This is a genomic window from Halomonas sp. (genome assembly GCF_033549285.1).
In the GTDB taxonomy this organism is placed as follows: domain Bacteria; phylum Pseudomonadota; class Gammaproteobacteria; order Pseudomonadales; family Halomonadaceae; genus Halomonas.
In genome coordinates this window covers 14,410-30,107 of record NZ_JAWSUJ010000049.1, presented here as the reverse complement: position 1 = coordinate 30,107, position 15,698 = coordinate 14,410, and the positions used below count along the sequence as shown (strand labels likewise).

The 15,698-nt window shown below is 69.1% G+C and carries 18 protein-coding genes; 8 read left to right on the top strand and 10 right to left on the bottom strand.

Annotation, left to right across the window (positions count from 1 at the left end; translation table 11 throughout):
* Together SCI24_RS12280 and SCI24_RS12275 are read left to right on the top strand one after the other, a co-directional pair.
* Positions 1-630: complex I NDUFA9 subunit family protein (locus SCI24_RS12280; RefSeq protein ID WP_318725650.1), on the top strand; the 630-nt coding region annotated here is incomplete at its 5' end.
* Between the two features lie 46 nt (positions 631-676).
* Entirely contained in the window at positions 677-1,654 is a 978-nt protein-coding gene (locus SCI24_RS12275) for a ribose-phosphate pyrophosphokinase (RefSeq protein ID WP_318725649.1), read from the top strand.
* A gap of 51 nt (positions 1,655-1,705) precedes the next feature.
* On the opposite strand, the gene SCI24_RS12270 is transcribed toward SCI24_RS12275, so the two are convergent.
* Together SCI24_RS12270 and SCI24_RS12265 are read right to left on the bottom strand one after the other, a co-directional pair.
* Entirely contained in the window at positions 1,706-2,752 is a 1,047-nt protein-coding gene (locus SCI24_RS12270) for a phosphotransferase (protein WP_318725648.1), read from the bottom strand.
* A gap of 32 nt (positions 2,753-2,784) precedes the next feature.
* Positions 2,785-3,126, bottom strand: a complete 342-nt coding sequence (locus tag SCI24_RS12265) for a zinc ribbon domain-containing protein YjdM (RefSeq protein WP_318725647.1) — start codon at positions 3,124-3,126, stop codon at positions 2,785-2,787.
* 133 nt (positions 3,127-3,259) lie between these two features.
* Here SCI24_RS12265 and SCI24_RS12260 point away from each other — a divergent pair, with 133 nt between their 5' ends.
* Positions 3,260-4,201 carry a 2-dehydropantoate 2-reductase gene (locus SCI24_RS12260; protein WP_318725646.1) on the top strand — a complete coding sequence of 314 codons (942 nt, stop codon included), beginning with the start codon at positions 3,260-3,262 and terminating at the stop codon, positions 4,199-4,201.
* Between the two features lie 7 nt (positions 4,202-4,208).
* Here SCI24_RS12260 and gloA read toward each other — a convergent pair whose 3' ends face one another.
* From gloA to SCI24_RS12245, 3 genes are all read right to left on the bottom strand, one after another.
* On the bottom strand, positions 4,209-4,742 hold the full coding sequence (gene gloA, locus SCI24_RS12255) for a lactoylglutathione lyase (RefSeq protein WP_318725645.1): 534 nt from the start codon (positions 4,740-4,742) through the stop codon (positions 4,209-4,211).
* A gap of 75 nt (positions 4,743-4,817) precedes the next feature.
* Positions 4,818-6,401, bottom strand: a complete 1,584-nt coding sequence (locus SCI24_RS12250; RefSeq protein WP_318725644.1) for a GMC family oxidoreductase — start codon at positions 6,399-6,401, stop codon at positions 4,818-4,820.
* 54 nt (positions 6,402-6,455) lie between these two features.
* Entirely contained in the window at positions 6,456-7,025 is a 570-nt protein-coding gene (locus tag SCI24_RS12245; RefSeq protein ID WP_318725643.1) for a twin-arginine translocation signal domain-containing protein, read from the bottom strand.
* 241 nt (positions 7,026-7,266) lie between these two features.
* Between SCI24_RS12245 and SCI24_RS12240 the strand changes: the two genes are divergently transcribed.
* From SCI24_RS12240 to SCI24_RS12230, 3 genes are all read left to right on the top strand, one after another.
* Positions 7,267-7,551, top strand: a complete 285-nt coding sequence (locus tag SCI24_RS12240; protein WP_318725642.1) for a ribbon-helix-helix domain-containing protein — start codon at positions 7,267-7,269, stop codon at positions 7,549-7,551.
* 93 nt (positions 7,552-7,644) lie between these two features.
* On the top strand, positions 7,645-8,283 hold the full coding sequence (locus SCI24_RS12235) for a DsbA family protein (RefSeq protein ID WP_318725641.1): 639 nt from the start codon (positions 7,645-7,647) through the stop codon (positions 8,281-8,283).
* A gap of 93 nt (positions 8,284-8,376) precedes the next feature.
* Positions 8,377-9,531, top strand: a complete 1,155-nt coding sequence (locus tag SCI24_RS12230) for a histone deacetylase (RefSeq protein ID WP_318725640.1) — start codon at positions 8,377-8,379, stop codon at positions 9,529-9,531.
* Positions 9,532-9,542: 11 nt separating this feature from the next.
* On the opposite strand, the gene SCI24_RS12225 is transcribed toward SCI24_RS12230, so the two are convergent.
* The 5 genes from SCI24_RS12225 to SCI24_RS12205 all read right to left on the bottom strand — a co-directional run bounded on the left by SCI24_RS12225 (position 9,543) and on the right by SCI24_RS12205 (position 13,253).
* The gene (locus SCI24_RS12225; RefSeq protein ID WP_318725639.1) at positions 9,543-10,655 is read right to left on the bottom strand and encodes a CapA family protein; all 1,113 of its coding nucleotides are present in this window, start codon (positions 10,653-10,655) and stop codon (positions 9,543-9,545) included.
* 28 nt (positions 10,656-10,683) lie between these two features.
* Entirely contained in the window at positions 10,684-11,148 is a 465-nt protein-coding gene (locus SCI24_RS12220) for a host attachment protein (protein ID WP_318725638.1), read from the bottom strand.
* Positions 11,149-11,213: 65 nt separating this feature from the next.
* Complete coding sequence (locus tag SCI24_RS12215) at positions 11,214-11,717, bottom strand: Hsp20/alpha crystallin family protein (protein WP_318725637.1); 504 nt, start codon at positions 11,715-11,717, stop codon at positions 11,214-11,216.
* A gap of 185 nt (positions 11,718-11,902) precedes the next feature.
* A complete protein-coding gene (locus SCI24_RS12210) occupies positions 11,903-12,340 on the bottom strand; it encodes a nucleoside deaminase (protein WP_318725636.1) in 438 nt (145 codons plus the stop codon).
* Positions 12,341-12,494: 154 nt separating this feature from the next.
* A complete protein-coding gene (locus SCI24_RS12205) occupies positions 12,495-13,253 on the bottom strand; it encodes a VIT1/CCC1 transporter family protein (protein ID WP_318725635.1) in 759 nt (252 codons plus the stop codon).
* Between the two features lie 139 nt (positions 13,254-13,392).
* On the opposite strand from SCI24_RS12205, the gene SCI24_RS12200 reads away from it, so the two are divergent.
* Entirely contained in the window at positions 13,393-15,138 is a 1,746-nt protein-coding gene (locus SCI24_RS12200; RefSeq protein WP_318725634.1) for a M14 family metallopeptidase, read from the top strand.
* 46 nt (positions 15,139-15,184) lie between these two features.
* Positions 15,185-15,634: a GNAT family N-acetyltransferase gene (locus SCI24_RS12195; protein WP_318725633.1), complete on the top strand. Its 450-nt coding sequence runs from the start codon at positions 15,185-15,187 to the stop codon at positions 15,632-15,634.
* Positions 15,635-15,698: the final 64 nt, after the last annotated feature.

Sequence of the window (15,698 nt, the reverse complement as noted above, 5' to 3'; positions counted from 1 at the left end):
GGGGCCGGGCGGCTGGCCAGCCAGGCGCGAGCGGCGGGCATTGAGCGGCTGGTGCTGGTCTCGGGGATAGGCGCCCGACACGACTCGTCCTCGGCCTACGTGCGGGCCCGCGCCCGGGGCGAGGATGCGGTGCTCCAGGCCATGCCCAAGGCCATCATCGTGCGGCCGAGCGTGCTGTTCGGCCCCGGGGACGCCTTCCTCACCGGCCTGGAGGGCCTCACCCGGCTTCCGCTGATCCCGCTGTTCGGCCGCGGCACGACCCGGCTGCAGCCGGTACACGTGGTCGACGTGGCACGGGCCATCGCCCGGCTCACCGGCCAGCCCGCCACCGAGCGGCGCCTCTTCGAGTTGGGCGGCCCCGAGGTGCTGAGCTACCGCGAGATCCTCGAGACACTGCTCGCCCACCTGCAGCGCGAGCGGCCGCTGGTGCCACTCCCCTTCCTCGCCTGGCGGCTGCTGGCGGCCCTGGCCACCTGGCTGCCCGGCCCGCCACTGACCCGCGACCAGGTGATCCTGATGCAGGCGGACAACGTCGCCGACGAGGACGTCGGCAGCTTCCAGGACCTGGGCATCCTGCCCCGCTCGCTGCGCGAGAGCCTGCCCAACTGCCTGACGTCCTACGGTTCCTGACCGCTGGGGCTCGCCAGGCTCGGGATCCCGCGTCTATGCTGCAGCCATGAAACTCTTCTCTCTCAACGCCAGCCGCCCCTTCGGCGAGAAGGTGGCCCAGTCGCTTGGCATATCGCTTGCCGAACACGAGGAACGCGACTTCGAGGACGGCGAGCACAAGGCGCGACCGCTGGAAAGCGTGCGCGGCGAGGATGTCTATGTCCTGCAGAGCCTCAATGGCGACCCGGAACAGGGGGTCAACGAACGGCTCTGCCGACTGCTGTTCTTCCTGGGCACCGTCCGCGATGCGGGAGCCGCACGGGTGACCGCCGTGATCCCCTATATGGCCTATGCACGCAAGGACCGCAGGACCAAGCCCCGAGACCCGCTCACCTCCCGCTATCTGGCCATGCTGCTGGAGGCCATGGGCATCGATGCCGTCATGACGCTGGACGTGCACAATCCCGCGGCGTTCCAGAACGCCTTCCGCTGCCCTACCCACACCCTCGATACCCGTCGCCTGTTCGCCGATCACATGCGGGAGCGCTGCGGCGACGGACCGGTGGTGGTGGCCTCCCCGGACCCGGGCGGCGTGAAGCGGGCGCAGGGCTTCAGGGAAATGCTCGCGCCCATGCTGGGTCGCGAAGTCGGCTCGGCCTTCATGGAGAAGCGTCGCAGCGAGGGCAAGGTCAGCGGCACCCTGCTGACCGGTGAGGTCGAAGGGGCCAGGGTGCTGGTCGTGGATGACCTGATCAGCTCGGGTGGCACCCTGCTGCGCGCCGCCCGGGCCTGCCTGGACCGGGGCGCAAGGGAGGTATACGGCCTGGCGGCACACGGCCTGTTCGTCGGCGATGCCGACAGGGTGGTCAGCGACCCGCAGCTGACCAGGCTGGTGGTGACCGACACTGTCCCGCCGACCCGTCTGGACGCCGGCGTCGCCAGCCAACACCTCGAGGTGGTCAGCGCCGCTCCGCTCTTTGCCGAGGCCATCCGCCGCGTCCATGAGAATGGCTCGCTCACCGATCTGCTCGAGGGTCCTGCATAACGGCAGCTCCCTCCTTGCCCCCGATAGCCAGGGATCCGTGCAGGGGCATTGCTAGTCCAGTTCGCGACAGGCCCGCAGCCCCAGCGCCAGGTACTCCCTGGCCTGCGGCTCCCACTTGTCCGGGGTACGCGGATCCGGTTCGAGCAGGTGGGAGAGGGAGAGGCGTGCCCTGAGACAGGCACGATAGGCCGTATAGAAGGCCAGCAACCGCTTGTCTGGCCGGTCCTGGAGCGTCCGGGCGCATTCGCCGACCAGTCGCTCGAGTATCCAGGCAGCCCCGAGTCGCTCGCACTCGAGCCCCAGGAAACACAGTTCGTCGAAGGGGTCCACCAGCCGCAGGGGACGGCTGAATTCGAGGCAGTCGATGACAACGGGGGGATCGGAGAGGCAGACATGCTCGGGGCGCAGGTCACCATGCCCCTCGACGATCCTCCCCTGGCGAGGGCGGTCCCCCAGCAGGTCGGGCTCTTCCTCGAGCAGGCGGTCGAGACGGTCGAGCATCGACGTCACCCCATCGCTTGCCAGGGAGAATCGCGAATCCGCGATGACCTCGCGGTTGCGGTCGAGTTCGCGCTGGAAGCGATCCCGGTAGGTTTCCGCCGACATCTCGACCGGCTCGAGCCCCCGGTAAAAGGCGGCGAGCCGCCGGGCGACCCGGGTCACCATGGTCCCGGTGACGGTGTCCCGAGATAGCGCCACATCCAGCATGAGGTGCTCGGGCAGCCGCTTCATCACGACCAGCCAGTCGACCACTTCGCCCTCACCATCGAGCACCAGCCTGCCCGCGGGATCGACTCGCAAGGCTGCCACCCCGAGGTAGACCTCCGGCGCCAGGCGACGATTGAGCCGGACCTCCTCGTGACAGAGCACCTCGCGGTCGCGCAGGAAGTGACAGTCACGATGCCTGTACTCGACGGGTTTCTTGAGCTTGTAGACGCGATTCCCCGCCAGGAAGACCCAGGCCATGTGGGTCTCCCGGACATCGACCTCACCCTCGAACCCGGGGTAAGCCCGGGCACTCGACAGGAACGCGACCTTGTCCCGGAGTGACACATCGTTGGCAGCCGCAGCAGCCTTGTGGGATGAATCCTCGGCCATGGGGGTGCTCCTCCCGTCGTGGCGAGAGGGTATCACACCTTCTTGACGAACTCGGACTTGAGCTTCATGGCCCCGATGCCCTCGATCCGGCAGTCGATATCGTGGTCGCCGTCGACCAGGCGGATGCCCTTGACCTTGGTCCCGACCTTCACCACCGAAGAGCTGCCCTTGACCTTGAGGTCCTTGATCACCGTGACCGTGTCACCATCGGCCAGGGGGTTGCCGTTGGCATCGAGGACCACCACCTCCTCCCCGGCCGGCTCGGTGCCGACGTCCCTCGACCACTCGTGGCCGCACTCCGGACAGACGAGCTGGATGCCATCGTCGTAGGTGAACTCGGAGCCGCACTCGGGGCAGTTGGGCAGATCGCTCATGATCGGGTCCTGTGCTGTGAAGAGGGCGGCAAGCCTACACCGACCGGCCCCGTCGCTCCAGTCCGGCCATCGCCGTGGCGCGCCCCTGCCGGTATGCTCGAGGGAGCCATCACCCACAGGACGAGGAGAGAGGATGAAGGTCGCGATCATGGGCAGCGGCGGCGTCGGGGGCTACTTCGGCGCCCGCCTGGCACAGGCCGGCGAGGAGGTCACCTTCATCGCCAGGGGCGAGCACCTGGCGGCAATCCGCCACCACGGCCTCGCGGTTTCCAGCATCGAGGGCGACGTCACCCTCGACCCGGCCAGGGCCACCGACGACCCGGCCGAGGTGGGCGTCGTGGACGCGGTGATCGTGGCGGTGAAGGCCTGGCAGGTCCTCGAGGCCGCCGAGGCGATCAGGCCGATGGTCGGCCCCAAGACCCTGGTGCTGCCGCTGGAGAACGGCGTCGAGGCGGCCGCCACCCTGGCCGAGGTGCTCGGCGAGGCGCCAGTGCTCGAGGGCCTGTGCGGCATCCTCGCCTGGCGCGAAGCGCCGGGCCGCATCCGCCACGCGGGCGTATCGCCCTTCGTGCGCCTGGGCACGCGGCACCCCGGCCAGGAAGATGGGGCCCGGCGCCTGCGCGACGCCCTGGACAGGGCCCCGGGCGTCAGCGGCGAGATGCCCGACGACATCCAGACCGCGGTATGGAGCAAGTTCCTGTTCATCTGCGCGATGAGCGGCATCGGCGCCGTCACCCGGGCGCCCATCGGGGTGACCCGCACGCTCCCCGAGACCCGCTCGCTGACCGAGCGCCTGCTTGCCGAGATCGAGGAAGTGGCTCGGGCCCGTGGGGTGGCGCTGCCCGAGGACGCGGTGACGCGGGCCCTGAGGTTCATCGACTCGCTGCCGGCCGAGAGCACCGCCTCCATGCAGCGCGACATCATGGCGGGCCACCCCTCCGAGCTGGAGGCCCAGAACGGTGCCGTGGTGCGGCTGGGCCGCGAGGCCGGTGTCCCCACCCCGGTCAACGCCATGATCCATGCCGCCCTGCTGCCTCAGGAGCGGGCGGCACGCGGCGACGACTTCCCCGGGTAGGCCGGGCTCAGTCGCCCAGGGCTGAGAGCCGGTCGGCCTGGACGACCTCGATCCAGTAGCCGTCGACGTCCTTGACGAAGACCACGTCCTTCATCTTGCCCTGGTCCGAGCGCTTGACGAACTCCACCTGGTTGGCGTCGAACCAGGCCTCGGCCGCCTCCAGGTCCGGTACCGAGAAGCAGATGTGGCCGAAGCCCTGGGGCTCGGCATTGCCGTCGTGATAGATGCGCCCCTCCTGGCTCTCGGTTCCCCAGTTGTGGGTCAGTTCCAGCACGCCGCGCTGGCTGAAGGTCCAGACGGTGCGCTCACCGGTTTCCTCGGGGACGGTCTCGCCGGCTTCCGGCCTTGCCAGGAAGTAGAGCGAGAACTGCATCTCCTCGAAGTCGAGCCGGCGCAGCACCCGCATGCCGAACACCCGGGTATAGAAGCCCAGGGATGCCTCGGGGTCCTTGACCCTGAGCATGGTGTGGTTGAGGCGAAAGCCCTCGGTCTCGGGGGGTGGCGCCTGGACGCCGGGATACTGCTCACCTGCAAAGCTCATGTCACAACTCCTTGATCGATGACATCTAGGGGCCAGAGACGCGCCTGATGCTGCCAGGCGCGTCATGGACGCGTGTCAGACCTCGCCCTGCCGCATCAGCTGACCGATGTGCTCGGCCTGGCGGATGGCCAGCGACACGATGGTCAGGGTGGGGTTCTCCGCCGCAGAGGTGGTGAACTGACTGCCGTCGGAGATGAAGAGGTTGGGGATCTCGTGGGCCTGGCCATAGGCGTTGCAGACGCCATCCTCGGGGCGTTCGCTCATCCGGCAGGTGCCGAGGTTATGGGTCGAGGGGTAAGGCGGCACCTCATAGATATCCCGGGCCCCCACCGAGCGGTAGAGTTCGGCGCCCTGACGGTAGCCGTGTTCGCGCATGGCGATGTCGTTGGGGTGGTCGTCGTAGTGGACGTTGGCCACCGGCAGCCCGTAGCGGTCGGTGACGTCGGGGTTGAGGGTCACGCGGTTGCTCGCCTGGGGCAGGTCCTCGCCCACCAGCCACATGCCGGCCATGTTCTCGTACTGGTCGAGCGCGCCGGTGAAGCGCGGCCCCCAGGCACCGGGGTCGAGGAAGGCGGCCATGAAGGGCAGGCCCAGGGCCAGGGTCTCCATCTCGTAGCCGCCGACGAAGCCCCGCGTGGGGTCATGGCCCGCCTCGTCGGAGACGATGCCGGCCATGGTGGTGCCGCGGTACATGTGCACGGGCTCGTCGAAGGTGGCGTAGACCGAGCCGGTCATGTGACGCATGTAGTTGCGCCCCACCTGGCCCGAGCCGTTGGCGAGCCCCTCCGGGAACAGCGTGCTGGCCGAGTTGAGCAGCAGGCGCGGCGTCTCCAGGGAGTTGCCGGCCACCGCCACCAGCCGCGCCTGCTGGCGCTGCTCGTTGCCCTCGGCATCGAAGTAGACCACCGCCGTGACCTTGCCGCTGTCATCGTGCTCGATGCGCGCCACGTGGGACTCCGGCCGCAGCTCCAGATGGCCGGTGGCGATGCCCTCGGGCAGCTCGGTATAGAGGGTCGACCACTTGGCGCCGGTCGTGCAGCCCTGGAAGCAGAAGCCGCGCTGCTGGCAGGCGCTGCGTCCATCGCGCGGCTCGCTGTTGATGGCCATGTGCCCGGTATTGCACGAATAGCCGAGGTTCTTCGCGCCGGCGTACATCACCTTGAAGTTGTTGTTGCCGGGCAGCCCCTTGTTGCCGTTGGTGCGGGTCACCCCCATGCGCCGCTCGGCGCGGTCGTAGTAGGGCGCCAGGTCGTCGTAGGTGAGCGGCCAGTCGAGCAGGTTGGCACCCTCGATCTCCCCGTAGTTCGTCAGCGCCGCGAACTCGTGGGGCTGAATGCGCAGGCTCGCCCCCGCCCAGTGCACGGTGGTGCCGCCCACCGACTTGACGATCCAGGCCGGCAGGTTGGGGAAGTCCCTGGCCAGGCGGAAGCTGCCCGAGGTGGTGCGCGTATCGAGCCAGGCGAGCTGCGCGAAGGAGGCCCATTCGTCGGCCAGGAAGTTGGCGGTGGTGTGCAGGGCGCCGGCCTCCAGCACCACCACGTCGATGCCCTGCTGGGCCAGCTCGTTGGCCAGGGTGCCGCCCCCCGCGCCGGACCCGATCACCACGACGACGCTGGCATCGTCATGGGCGAAGGTCTTCTGGTTGTCGGTCATTGCCATCTTGGCGTCTCCACATGCGTTGTTGTTCTGGTCGACGGTCGCTCGGCGGGCCCGTCAGGCCGTCGGTTCCTCGAAGGGCAGGTAGCCGCCCTCGGGCTGCGGCGGGTCGGGCAGCCAGTGGAGGTCATTGAAGCCCTTGCTCAGGTAGCCCCCGTCGCCCTCCGCGCCCTCGTAGCCGAAGTGGGCATAGGCCAGGGGATTGTCGTAGAGCGAGACCACCGCATCGCCACGGATGGCCTCGAAGAAGGGCATGCCGGCCATGGGCGCGAGGTGCTCGAGCCGCGCGGTGTCGTCCAGCGCCAGCCAGTCACCGCCGGCGGACCGGTCGAGCTCGGCAATGCCTTCGTCGAGGGTGGTGAGCAGCGCGCCCTCGACGGCCTTGCGGTCGAGACTCTTCACCACGTGGGCGTAGACGGCATCCTCGAGGTCCGCATGGGGAAAGACCTGCCGGGTGACCGCAAGCAGTACCTCGCCCTGGCGGGAAGACAGGTTGTCGAGCGGCATCGCCCAGCTGCGCGAGGGTGCCAGCAGGGCGATGGGGCCGCTGGCGAAGGCCAGGGTGCCGGCCAGAACGCCGCCACTCGCCTTGAGAAAGACGCGGCGGGAAATCGTGGGTGAACTCATGGCTGACCTCTCCGGGGTGGATGGCGCAGCGCCCGGGGAGGGTGAACCGCGCCTGGTTTCTTGTTGTAGGGAGCTAACGGTGGACCGGACCACCTCCATGGAGAGTAGGCGCATGCATCGCAGGGCGGGTAACAGCGGGTTACTACATCGACGATGGTCTAATGCTCATGGAGGGTCACAGAGGGCAATGTCGAACGAGCCGGGTCGGCTCCGGCACCCTGTTTCCTGCGGAGTGAATGTCATGTGCCACGTCTATGCCTCCACCGATCCCCGACGCTATGAATGCACCACCCGCTCGCTGCGCCTTCAGGGCAGCGTGACCAGCGTTCGGCTCGAGAACGAGTTCTGGGAGATCCTCGACCACCTGGCCCGCAACCAGCAACTCTCCACCGGACAGTTCATCAGCGAGCTCTACGGGGAGGTGATGGCCACCAAGGGGGCGGTGCCCAACCTCGCCTCCCTGTTGCGGGTCGCCTGCGCCGTGCACCTGCACATTCGTGCCGAACCGGCCAGCCGCAGCGCCTGACATCGCACCGACCGCCCTCTCCTCCGCCATGTCCTGTCGGGCGACGCGCTGTTACCCTCCCGGGGTCTGCCGCATCGCCACAGGAGGCACCCGATGACCCGACCCCGCATTACCCTCGATGTCTTCAGCGACTTCGTCTGCCCCTTCTGCTACCTGGAGGCCCCGGAGCTCGACGCCCTGGCCGAGCGCTTCGGCGATGTCGTGACGATCCGCTGGCGCGCCTTCGAGCTGCGCCCCGAGCCCGAGCCGACCCTCGACCCCGATGGCGACTACCTGCACGACACCTGGGAACGGGCGGTCTATCCCATGGCCGCGGAGCGCGGCATGACCCTTCGCCTGCCCCGCCTGCAGCCCCGTTCGCGGCTGGCCCACGAGGCCAGTGCCTGGGCCCGGACGCAGGAGGCCGTCCGCCCCGGGGCCGACGGCGCCATGCGCACGGCGCTGTTCCGCGGCTTCTTCGAGGAGAGCCTCGACCTGGCCGACCCCGAGGCACTGGTCCGCGTGGCGCAGACGCTCCAGCTGGATGGCCAGGCCCTGCGCCAGGCCCTGTCGCAGGGTGACTTTCGCCAAGAGGTACGGGGCGACCAGCAGACCGCCCGGGAGCTCGGCATCGGCGGCGTGCCGGGCCTGCGCTTCTCGCTGGACGGCGAGCACGCCGGCGTGCTCGAGGGTGCCCAGCCACGCCGTCAGCTGTTCCTGGCGGTGGAACGCCTGCGCGATGCCATGCGCTGATGTAACGGGCCATTCTCCACCCCCCGGTGCCATCCCCCTGATATGCTGTAGCCAGGTCTCGCCCGTATGTTGCGCTCAACAGGGAGCCTTGCAGTGGCCGAACAGAACAGCGTGATCGCCTTCTATGACGAGCGGATGCTGGCCCATGAGCCGGATATCGAGGTGCCCTTCCTGCCGGGGCGCATGGACAAGCGCGTCCGCTCCCTGCTGTCGGGTCTGGGCGTCCCCTGGAAGTATCCCGAACACCCCGCCCGTCTCACCGCCATCTGGCACCTGCTGGAGCTCGAACCGGTCCCCGGGGTGACCTTCGAGGCCGGCATGCCGGCCACTCGCGAGCAGCTGGGGCGCGTCCATACCAACTCCTACCTGGACAGCATCTACCAGCTGCGCGGCAAGAGCGCCTGGCTGGACGTGGATACCACGGCGGTATCACCCGGCAGCGTCGATGCCGCCGAGGTGGCCGCCGGCACGGCGATCGCCGCCGTCGAAGCGGTAGTCGCGGGGCGCGCCGAGAGCAGCTTCGCGCTGGTCAGGCCCCCCGGCCACCATGCCGAGCCAGTGCGGGCCCGCGGCTTCTGCCTGTTCAACAACGTGGCGGTGGCGGCCGCCCATGCCCGGGCGGCGCTGGGCTGTCAGCGGGTCATGATCGTCGACTGGGATGCCCATCACGGCAACGGTACCCAGGACATCTTCTGGGCCGACCAGGATGTGCTGTTCTTCGATATCCACCGCGCCTCTCCCTTCTATCCCGGCACGGGGAGTCTCGAGGAGGTCGGGGTGGGCCTCGGGGAAGGCACCATCGTCAATGTTCCCCTGCCTGCCGATGCCGGCGACGCCGCCTATCTCAAGGCCTTCCGCGAGATCCTGGTACCGGCGGCCGAATGGTTCCGACCCGACCTGATCCTGGTCTCGACAGGGTTCGATCCCCACAGCCATGACCTGGCGCTGAACGTCTCCTATGACGGCTTTTCCGCCATGACCGGCATCCTGCAGAGCCTGGCACGCCGGCAGTGCGGGGGAAGGCTGGTCTTCGTGCTGGAAGGCGGCTACAACCTGATATCGCTGTCGCGCGGGGTCAGGTCGGTGCTCCAGGTGCTGGCCGGCGACGCGCCACCGGAACCCGGCCTGCGCGGCCTTGCCGAGGTGGAGGCCGCGGCGGACTTCCATCGCAGTGCCTTCGTCACCGAACAGGATGCGTCGAGCCCTCCACCCGACGCCGGCCCGGATGGGCCATCAGGCACGACATGAGTTGAACCGCGTCACTGCTCGGCTTGCCACTCGAGCACCAGACGATCAGGTCCTTCCTGCCGTACCCGAGTGCCGAGCGGCTTTCCCTCACGGTTCAGCATCCGGCACAGCCACTCGGCCCCCTCGCGGGGGGCTCGGTCGAGACGGAAACGGCGGCGCTGAAGAGGCACCATGACCAGCCGTTCCAGGCGGCCGTCCATCGGGCAGAGGGTCGGGAAGTAGAGCAGGGTCAGGTCGTCTCGGAAGGCCTCGTGGCCGGTGATGCCCTCGTAGTCGTTGATCAGGTCACCGCAGCCGTAGAGGATCAGCCTGCCCCGATACACCTCGATGCCCAGCGGGTGGTGGGAGGAGTGGCCCCAGACCAGGTCCACGCCGGCCTCGTCGATCAGCCGGTGGGCGAACGCCCGATGCGCATCGGGGATCGCATAGCCCCAGTTGCCGCCCCAGTGCAGCGAGACCAGGGCCAGTTCCCCGGGCTCGCGCCCCCGGGCGACGTCCGCGGCGATGGTCGACACGGCGGCGGACGAGAGGTCGGACAGCACATTGACCCCGGGCCTGTCGTCACCGGCCGCCCAGTCGGTGGGCACGCCGCTGCTGGGCAGCCCGAAGGCCAGCAGCCGCACCCGCCCGCCGGGGATCTCGAAGCGTGCCGGGACCCTCGCCTGATGCCGGTCCAGGCCGGCACCGGGCGTGGCGTAGCCGGCCTCCCCGAGTACCTCCAGGGTCTCGCTTAGCCCGCGTCGTCCCCAATCCAGCACATGGTTGTTGGCCAGCACGCAGGCATCCACCCCCGCCGGGGCAAGCACCGGCAGGTTGGCGGGATGCATGCGGTACTGGATCCCCTTGGACTCGGCATCGTCGCTGGTGGTGACCGACGTCTCGAGGTTGATCAGGCGCAGGTCGGGCGCCTGGCGCTCGAGCCACGCCAGGGCGTCGCCCCAGACGTAGGGGAAGTCGACGGGATGGGGAATCGGGCCGCTCACTCGCTCGGCCAGCCGGACATAGTCGATGGCCGAGGTCATGCAGGACTCGAAGATACGGGGATTGCCGGGATGCGGCAGGACCTGGTCGATGCCGCGCCCGGTCATCACGTCCCCGGTCAGCCAGAGGGTCACGCCGGCCATCGTCTCCCTCGCTCCGGCTACCCGCCTCCTACCCCTGCGAGGAGAGGGGCGCCCGGGGCAGCCGCTCCGGCAGGTGGCCCCGGATCTCCTCGGGGCTCAGTGCCGTGAGGTCCTTGTGCAGTTCGAGCACGATGCACTTGGCGACGGCCTCGGGCAGCGTCTCGCGCAGCAGCCCCAGGAAGCGTGGCGTGGCGCTGATGATCAGGTGCCGGTAGGCGCCGTCGTGCAGGCCGGCCGCCAGGCGCTCCCCCACCTCATGGGCGAAGCGGATCGCCTCCTGCTCCTTGGGCGAATGGTGCTTGCCCATGGCATGGCGGCCCTCGCCCATGGAGTCGAAGGCGCGTCCCGGGCTGTCGGCATTGAGGTCGCGGTCATGCAGGCGGCCCTCGGGATTGGCCAGGTCCTCCACTTCCTCCAGCGGCCCACGCTGGTCGGAGGCCGAGAAGAGCCGTGCCCGTGCCTGGTCGGCGACTACCACCCAGGTGGTGTCCACATTCGTTCCCTCACGCCTGGGAAGCCGCCAGGCCGGAATAGCCGGCCTGGTGGTCATTCGGATGGTTACTTGACCTCGACCTTGCGTCGATTGGCCTTCTTGTGCTTGGGCAGCGTCAGTTCGAGGACACCGTTCTTGAAGCTGGCGGCCGCCTTGTCGGCATCGATCTCGCTGGGCAGGGCCACCGTTCGGGTGAAGGAGCCACGGGAGATCTCGGAGTGGAAGTACTCGCCCTCCTCCTCCTTGCTCTCCTCGCGGTGGTCGCCCTTGATGGTCACCGCGCCATCGGTCACCGAGACGTCGAGCTCCTCGCGCTCGAAGCCCGGAACCTCGGCGCGTACCACCACCTCGGCATCGCGGTCGATGACATCGACCTTCGGCATGCCCTTCTCGAAGGCGGCGAAGCGCTGCCAGAGGGGATGCTCCCAGCGCGAGGGCATCCCGCCACGATCGAAGAAGGTATCGAGCAGACGATCGAACTCCCGGAACGGGCTCATCGCCCGGGACTCCGACGGCTGAGAAGACTTCTCGGTCGAAACCGGAACATCCTTGGACGCTTTCTTGGCCATGTCGATGACTCCTCGAATGCAGATCAGGAATGGCGAAGCCGATGGAACACCGAGGTGTCGGATACCGGGAAACACCGGCTGTCGTTCCTCGAGCAGGCCCGCCTCATCCTCAAGGGTAGTCCAGCCCTGCCCGGCCGACTTGACCCAGATCAGCATGGTTCTCGTCATGCCCTTACGCGCAGGCGCTACTCGCCGATGTCCTCGTGCCACAGCTCGGGCGAGGCGGCGATGAAGACCTCCATCAGCGCGATGCACTCGGGATCCTGCAGCACCTCCACCTCGACGCCGCGCTCCCTGAGCAGGGCCTCCTCGCCGAGGAAGGTGCGATTCTCGCCGATCACCACCCTGGGGATGCCGTAGAGCAGGATGGCACCGCTGCACATCGGGCAGGGCGAGAGGGTGGTGTAGAGGATGCTCTCGCGGTAGGTCTCGGCCGGATGGCGCCCGGCGTTCTCCAGGGCGTCCATCTCGCCGTGCAGCACCGCGCTGCCCAGCTGCACGCGACGATTGTGGCCGCGGCCGATCACCACCCCGCGGTGCACCAGCACCGAGCCGATGGGGATGCCGCCCTCCTCGAGGCCATGGCGGGCCTCCTCGAGCGCGGCCTGCATGAAACGATCCATTTGCTGACTCCCTTGCGTGACGGTGCCACCCAGCCTACGCCGCCCTGGCCCGCGCATGCCAGCGGCCGGACCCACCGGGTCCCGCTCACCCTCGCGCGGCTCGCGAGCGACCCGGCTGGCAGGTTCCCGGATTCAACGCGACGTCAAGGGTGGCCTACAGGCCCACGCCGAACAGCGCCTGCGCCAGATGGCCGGTGAGGAAGGCCAGCCCCGCCGCGGCCCCGCCGATCAGCAGGGTCCGCAGGCCCGACTTCAGCACCGGCTGGTGGTAGACCAGGCTCTTGCCCATGCCGATCAGGAAGAACATCAGCCCGGCCACCGCCAGGCTTGCCAGGAACTGCCGGGTGGTATCCAGCCCGGGAACCGCATAGGGCAGCAGCGGCATGGCGCCCACCACCAGGAAGGCGAGGAAGGTGGCCAGCGCCGAGCGCATCGGGCTCAGCCCCACGGTCTGCAGGCCGTGCTCCTCGGAGACCATGGTCTCCACCCACACCTCGCGGTCGCTGCAGATGATCTCCACCACCCGATCCAGGGTCTCGCCCGAGAACCCCTTGCGCCGGAAGATCTGGCGGATCTCCTCGCGCTCGCCCTCTGGCACCTCGTCGATATGGTGGTTCTCGGTGCGGCGCACCCCCTCGACATGCTCGCGCTGGGCCTGGATCGCCTCGTAGTTGCTGACCGCCATGCTGAAGCCGTCGGCGAGCAGGTTGGCAACCCCCAGCACCAGCGCCACCGTGGACGAGAAGCCCGCGCCGAAGGCCCCGGAGACCACCGCGAAGGTGGTCACGCAGCCGTCGATGCCGCCGAGGATGGCATCGGGCATGTGCCGGAGCCGGGAGGGGGCGCGCAGCCGTCGCTCGATCACCTCCGGGCGATGCTCGTGCTCAAGCGCCTCGCGCCGCCGATCATTCATGAGGCCTCCCGTCGATGCATGATTGATCCTGGCTCCAGCTTGGCACAGCCGGCCCCAGGGGGGTAAGACGCGCCAGCGACGACCCTTCCCGAAGGATGCACCATACTGACAGCGCGACACGGCACGGCGAGGCACCGGCATGACCCATGACACGCTCAACGGCCCCTTCCGCCAGCGCTACCTGAGCCACGAGGCGCTGACCCGCCAGCTCGAGACCTGGGCCCGGGACCACCCGCAGCTGGCCCGCCTGGAGAGCATTGGCACGAGCCCCGAGGGGCGCGACCTCTGGGTGCTGACCCTCGGTCCCGAGCCCGACCGGCGGCGCCCCGGGGTCTGGGTAGACGGCAACATGCACGGCACCGAGCTGGCCGGCTCCAGCGTCGCCCTTGCCGTGGCGGAAGCGGTCCTGGCGCTGCACCTGGCCCCCGAATTGCTTCCCGGGGACTGGCCCGAGCACCAGCGCCGCCAGCTACGCGAGGTGCTGTTCTACATCTGCCCGCGCCTCTCGCCGGACGGCGCCGAGCAGGTGCTGCGCCAGGGCGGCTTCGTGCGCTCCGCCCCGCGGCGCACCGCCGGCAGCCCCGAGCGACCCCGCTGGCGCGCCGAGGACCTGGATGGCGACGGCCGCTGCCGCTACCTGCGCCGCCACGACGAGGCGGGCGATTTCGTCGCCTCCCCCGACCATCCGGGACTGATGCTGCCGCGCCGGGTGGAGGACCCGCCGCCCTACTGGCGGCTCTACCCCGAGGGGGTGATCGAGCACTGGGACGGCGAGACGATCCCCGAACCCGACTGGCTGGCCGACACCCCGGACTTCAACCGCAACTTCCCCTGGGGCTGGCGGCCCGAGCCGGAACAGGTCGGCGCCGGCCACTACCCCGGCGACGCCCCCGAGACCCGGGCCGTCATCGACTTCGCCCTCGCCCACCCCAACCTCTACGCCTGGCTCAACCTGCACACCTTCGGCGGCGTCTTCATCCGCCCGCTGGTCGATGCCCCGGACAGCTGCATGGCCCCGCAGGACCTCGCGCTCTACCGCCAGCTCGCCGACTGGGCCCAGTCGCTCACCGCCTACCCCACCGTGAGCAGCTACGAGGAGTTCAGCTACGAGCCCGAGACCCCGCTGCACGGCGACCTCATCGAGTTCGCCTATCACCAGCGCGGCTGCCTGGCCCAGGTCTGCGAGCTCTGGGACCTCTTCCAGCGCCTCGGCCTGCCCCGTCCCGAGCGTTTCATCGACCACTACACCGCCCTGGACCGCGAGCCGATGGAGCGGCTGGCCCAATGGGACCGGGTCAGCAATGGCCGGCGGCTGTTCGGCGACTGGCGACCGCTGACGCACCCCCAGCTGGGCGAGGTGGAGGTCGGCGGCCTGGATGCGTGCCTCGGCATCTGGAACCCGCCGCCGGAGATCCTGCCGGCGATCTGTGACGGCCTGGCGACCTACTGGCTGCAGGTCGCCTCGATGATGCCGCGGCTGGTGATCGAGGCCGTACAGTGCACGCCGCTGGGCGAGGGCATCCATGCGCTGGAGGTGACGGTGGCCAACCACGGCTACCTGCCGAGCCACGGCGTGGAGGCCGCACGCCAGCGCCCCTGGAACGCCGGCGTGGAGGCCGAGGCCACCCCCCGGGGCTGTCGGCTGCACGACTCCGACCGGGCCCGCCGGGCGCTGGGGCACCTGGACGGCTGGGGACGCGGCCTCGGTGAGGCCGCTCACATGCCCTGGTTCCAGCGTTCCCGAGGCAACAACCACCAGGCCCGTGTATGCTGGGTGGTCCTGGGCGAGGGCGAGGTGACCGTTCGGGTCGGCAGCCCGCGGCTGGGTGAGGTGCAACGGACGATCCCGATCCCCGGGGAACACGGTGCACCGGGGCCTGACTGAGCCGCCGCGACGCCTCGCCTCATGCCCCCAACGGGAGGAGCAGGCGATGGACATCGCACTGAAGGACGTCACCCGCGAGAACTTCGAGGCCGTCATTGCGCTGGAGGTCGCGGCATCACAGCGTGGCTATGTCGCCGACAACCTCTATTCCATTGCCGAATCGAGCTTGCATCCGACCTACCGGCCTCGCGCGATCTATTGCGACGGGGAGGTGGTCGGCTTTGTCATGTACGAATCCTTCGCCCACGACGACCGGCCGCCGTCCTACAACATCTTCCGTCTCATGGTCGACCAGCACCACCAGGGCAGAGGCATCGGATACCGGGCCATGCAGTGCGTGCTGGACGAGATCCGGGCGCAGGGCCCCTTCGAGCGCATCGCGATCTGCTATGTGGCCACCAACCAGGTCGCCCGGGACTTCTACGCCAGCCTCGGCTTCCAGGAGACGGGGCTCAGCGAGGAGACCGGCGAGGTCATCGCCGAGATCCGGGGCTGACGAGGAGCGCATCGCGCCTTCGGCGTGCGCCACGCTTGACGGACGGGTGACTGCCGGCCCCAGA